Origin of the sequence: Actinomycetospora sp., from assembly GCF_036497585.1 — a bacterium.
GTDB lineage: Bacteria > Actinomycetota > Actinomycetes > Mycobacteriales > Pseudonocardiaceae > Actinomycetospora.
The window spans coordinates 1-4162 of sequence record NZ_DASXJD010000167.1 but is presented as its reverse complement, the minus strand read 5'-3'; the positions used below and the strand labels follow the sequence as shown (position 1 = coordinate 4162).

3 protein-coding genes are annotated in these 4162 nt (G+C 71.7%); all 3 read left to right on the top strand.

Features of this window, described 5'->3' with window-relative positions; genetic code table 11:
• A partial coding sequence (locus VGH76_RS16495; protein WP_331557787.1) for an amidohydrolase family protein occupies positions 1 to 152 on the top strand: 152 nt, incomplete at its 5' end.
• Complete coding sequence (locus VGH76_RS16490; protein ID WP_331557786.1) at positions 152 to 1528, top strand: MFS transporter; 1377 nt, start codon at positions 152 to 154, stop codon at positions 1526 to 1528. The genes VGH76_RS16495 and VGH76_RS16490, both read left to right, overlap by 1 nt.
• 31 nt (positions 1529 to 1559) lie before the next feature.
• Positions 1560 to 4085 (top strand): DEAD/DEAH box helicase, encoded by a 2526-nt coding sequence (locus tag VGH76_RS16485; RefSeq protein WP_331557785.1) that lies wholly within the window; start codon positions 1560 to 1562, stop codon positions 4083 to 4085.
• Positions 4086 to 4162: the final 77 nt, after the last annotated feature.

Below are 4162 nucleotides of genomic sequence, written 5' to 3'. Positions count from 1 at the left end.
CCGACTGGCCGCACCCCAACCTCACCGACCACATGCCCGACGACGGCCTGCTCGTCGACCACGTCCCGCACATCGCGCCGACCCCGCAGGCGCAGCGCCGCCTCCTGGTCGAGAACCCGATGCGGCTCTACTGGCCCGAGGAGGCCCGGTGATGAGCGCACCCCTCGCCACCCCCGACGCGCAGCAGCGCCTCGACCGGCTCCCGATCAGCCGGTTCCACAAGATCACCCTGGTCGCGGTCTCGTTCGCCTACTTCTTCGAGTTCGCCGACATCAACACCTTCGCGGTCACCGCACCCCGGCTGATCAAGCTCTGGGGCGTCACCGTCAACCAGGTCGCCTACGTCACCTCGACCTCGTTCGTCGGGATGTTCCTCGGCTCGATCGTCGCGGGCGCCCTGGCCGACCGTGTCGGGCGCAAGAAGGCCCTCGCCGCCACGACGATCTTCTTCGGGCTGTTCTCCCTGGCGTCGGTGTTCTCCTGGGACGTCGTCTCGCTCGGCGTGTTCCGCTTCCTGACGTCGGCCGGGCTCGCCGCGATGACCGTGGTCGCGGTCATCTACCTGTCCGAGCTCTTCCCGGCCGCGACGCGCGGCAAGTACCAGGCGTACGCCATCGCGATCGGCATCTGCGGGACCCCGGTGACCAGTTTCATCGCCAGCGCCCTCGTCCCGGCCGCGGACTGGACGTGGCGCCTGGTCTACCTCTGGGGCGCGCTCGGGCTGGTGTTCGTGTTCTTCCTGCGCCACCTCGCCGAGTCGCCCCGCTGGCTGGAGAACCGCGGCGAGCCCGAACGGGCCGACGAGGTGCTGCGCTCGATCGAGGCCCGCGTCGAGGCCGAGTGCGGGCCGTTGCCCGCTCCCGCGGCGGCGAGCCGGGTCCCGACGGTCGCCGACGACGGCGAGCCCCGCTGGCGCCTGCTCCTGCGCCGGCGGGCGCTGCTCCCGACGCTGCTGCTCTGCGTCCTGTGGGTCACCCAGACCATCGGGTTCTTCGGCTACTCCAGCTGGGCCCCGACGCTGCTGGCCAAGCAGGGCTTCAGCATCGAGAGCTCGATCTTCTACGTCGCGCTCTCCACCGTCGGCGCTCCGCTGGGCTGCCTGCTGGCCGCCGCGGTCACCGACCGCCTCGAGCGCAAGTGGTGCCTCGCGGTGTTCGGCGCCGTGATCGGCGTGTGCGGCCTGCTGTACGGCCTGACGTTCGACCCGGTGCTCATCGTCGTGTTCGGGTTCCTGGTCAACCTGGTCGAGCGCGGCTACACCGCCCTCGCCTACGCCTACTCCCCCGAGCTGTTCGACACCCGCACCCGCTCGCTGGGCACCGGGATCTCCTACGGCGTCGGCCGCCTCTCCAACGCCGCCGGCCCGCTGATCATCGCAGCCCTCTACACCGGGTCGGGCTACCGCAGCGTCTTCGTCTTCATCGCCGGCACCTGGATCGTCGGCGCCCTCGTCGTCGCCGTCTTCGGGCCCCGCACCCGGCAGCGTCCGCTCCACCGGACACCGGCGGTGAGCACCGCGTCCGCCTGAGCGCCCGGGTCGTCCGGGACAATGGCGGGCGATGAGCACCCCGACCCTCCTCCCCACCCCCGGCGCGGACCCCGACGAGCTGTTCGAGGGGTTCTCCGCCTGGGCCGCCGAACGCGGGCTGGAGCTCTACCCGGCGCAGGCCGAGGCGCTCATCGAGCTGGTCACCGGCGCGAACGTCATCGTCTCCACGCCCACCGGCTCCGGGAAGTCGCTCATCGCGCTGGGCGCGCACGTGGCGGCGATGTCGCGCGGGGAGCGCACCGTGTACACCGCCCCGATCAAGGCGCTGGTGAGCGAGAAGTTCTTCGCGCTCGGATCCCAGCTCGGCTACGCCAACGTCGGCATGCTGACCGGTGACGCCGCGGTCAACCCCGAGGCGCCGGTCATCTGCTGCACCGCCGAGGTGCTCGCGAACTGGGCGCTGCGCGAGGGCGACCGGGCCGAGATCGGCCAGGTGGTCATCGACGAGTTCCACTTCTACGCCGACCCCGACCGCGGCTGGGCCTGGCAGGTCCCGCTGATCGAGCTGCCCCAGGCCCAGTTCCTGCTGATGTCGGCGACCCTCGGCGACGTGTCCTTCTTCCAGGAGGACCTCACCCGACGGACCGGTCGCGAGACCGCCGTCGTCGCGCACACCGAGCGCCCGGTGCCGCTGTCGTTCGGCTGGTCGACGACGCCGCTGCACGAGACGATCTCCGAGCTCGTCTCCGGCGCGCAGGCCCCCGTCTACGTCGTGCACACCACGCAGGCGGCCGCCGTCGAGCAGGCGCAGGCACTGATGAGCCTCAACGTCACCTCGAAGGCCGAGAAGGAGCAGATCGCCGAGCTCATCGGGGGCTTCCGGTTCACCGCCGGGTTCGGCAAGACCCTCTCCCGGCTGGTCCGCCACGGCATCGGCGTGCACCACGCCGGGATGCTGCCCAAGTACCGCCGGCTCGTGGAGACCCTCGCCCAGGCCGGGCTGCTCAAGCTCATCTGCGGGACCGACACCCTCGGCGTCGGGATCAACATCCCGATCCGGACCGTGCTGTTCACCGCGCTGACGAAGTTCGACGGCCAGCGGGTGCGCCACCTGCGGGCACGGGAGTTCCACCAGGTCGCGGGCCGGGCCGGTCGCGCCGGGTACGACGTGGCCGGCTACGTCGTCGTGCAGGCCCCGGAGCACGAGGTGGAGAACGCCAAGCGGCTCGCCAAGGCCGGCGACGACGTCAAGAAGCAGCGGCGCGTGGTGCGGGTGAAGCCGCCGGACGGGTTCGTCTCCTGGTCGGAGCGCACCATGGAGAAGCTCGTCGAGGCCCAGCCCGAGCAGTTGACCAGCCAGATGCGGGTCACGACGGCGATGCTGCTGCAGGTCGCGCAGCGCCCCGGGCCCTACCTGCCCGCGATGCGCCACCTGCTCGAGGACAACCACGCCGACCGCCCCACCCAGCGCAAGCTCATCCTGCGCGCGATCCAGCTCTTCCGCGGGCTGCTCGAGGCCGACGTCGTCGAGGTCCTGCCCGAGCCCGACGCGGCAGGGCGCACCGTCCGGCTCGTCGACGACCTGCAGGTCGACTTCGCGCTCAACCAGCCGCTCTCGCCGTTCGCGCTGGCCGCGTTCGACCTGCTCGACCCGGAGTCCCCGACCTACGCCCTCGACATGGTCTCCGTGGTCGAGGCGACGCTGGACGACCCGAAGCAGGTGCTGCGCGCCCAGGAGAACTCCGCGCGGGGCGAGGCCGTGGGCGCGATGAAGGCCGAGGGGATCGAGTACGAGGAGCGCATGGAGCGCCTCGAGGAGATCACCTGGCCGAAGCCGCTCGCCGAGCTGCTCGACCCGGCGTTCGAGTCCTACCGCAAGGGCCATCCCTGGGTCGGCGACTTCGAGCTCTCCTGCAAGTCCGTGGTGCGCGACCTCTACGAGCGGGCGATGACGTTCACCGAGTTCGTCTCGTACTACAAGATCGCCCGCTCCGAGGGGCTGGTGCTGCGCTACCTCACCGACGCCTACCGCGCGCTGCGCCAGACGATCCCCGACGCCTCGCGCACCGAGGACCTCGAGGACGTCATCGCCTGGCTCGGCGAGCTGGTGCGCCAGACCGACTCCTCGCTGCTCGACGAGTGGGAGACGCTGACCAACCCTTCCGAGCTGGACGGGGCCGGTACCGACGCCGGGCCGGTCGACCAGGGGCCGCCGCCGGTCACCCGCAACCTGCGGGCCTTCCGGGTGCTCGTGCGCAACGAGCTCTTCCGGCGGGTGGAGCTCTTCGCTCGCCGGTGGCCGGGCGACCTCGCCGAGCTGTCCGGGGACGAGGGGCCCTCGTTCGAGGACTGGGCGGCCGCGATGGAGGCGTACTTCCACGAGTACCCGACCCTCGGCGCCGGCCCTGACGCCCGGGGCCCTGCCCTGTTCCGCGTCACCGAGCAGGGCCGCTCCTGGGAGGTCCGTCAGGTGTTCGACGACCCCGAGGGCGACCACGACTGGGGCATCACCGCCACCGTCGACCTCGACGCCTCCGACGAGGTCGGCTCCGCCGTGGTGCACGTGAGCCACGTCGGGCCCTTCCCGGCGGTCTGAGCCTCACCCTTCCCACGGCGGACGCCGCCCGCTCCGCGCGCGCTCCCGCCGGCGCTGCGCCGAGTAGGAGGCGAGGG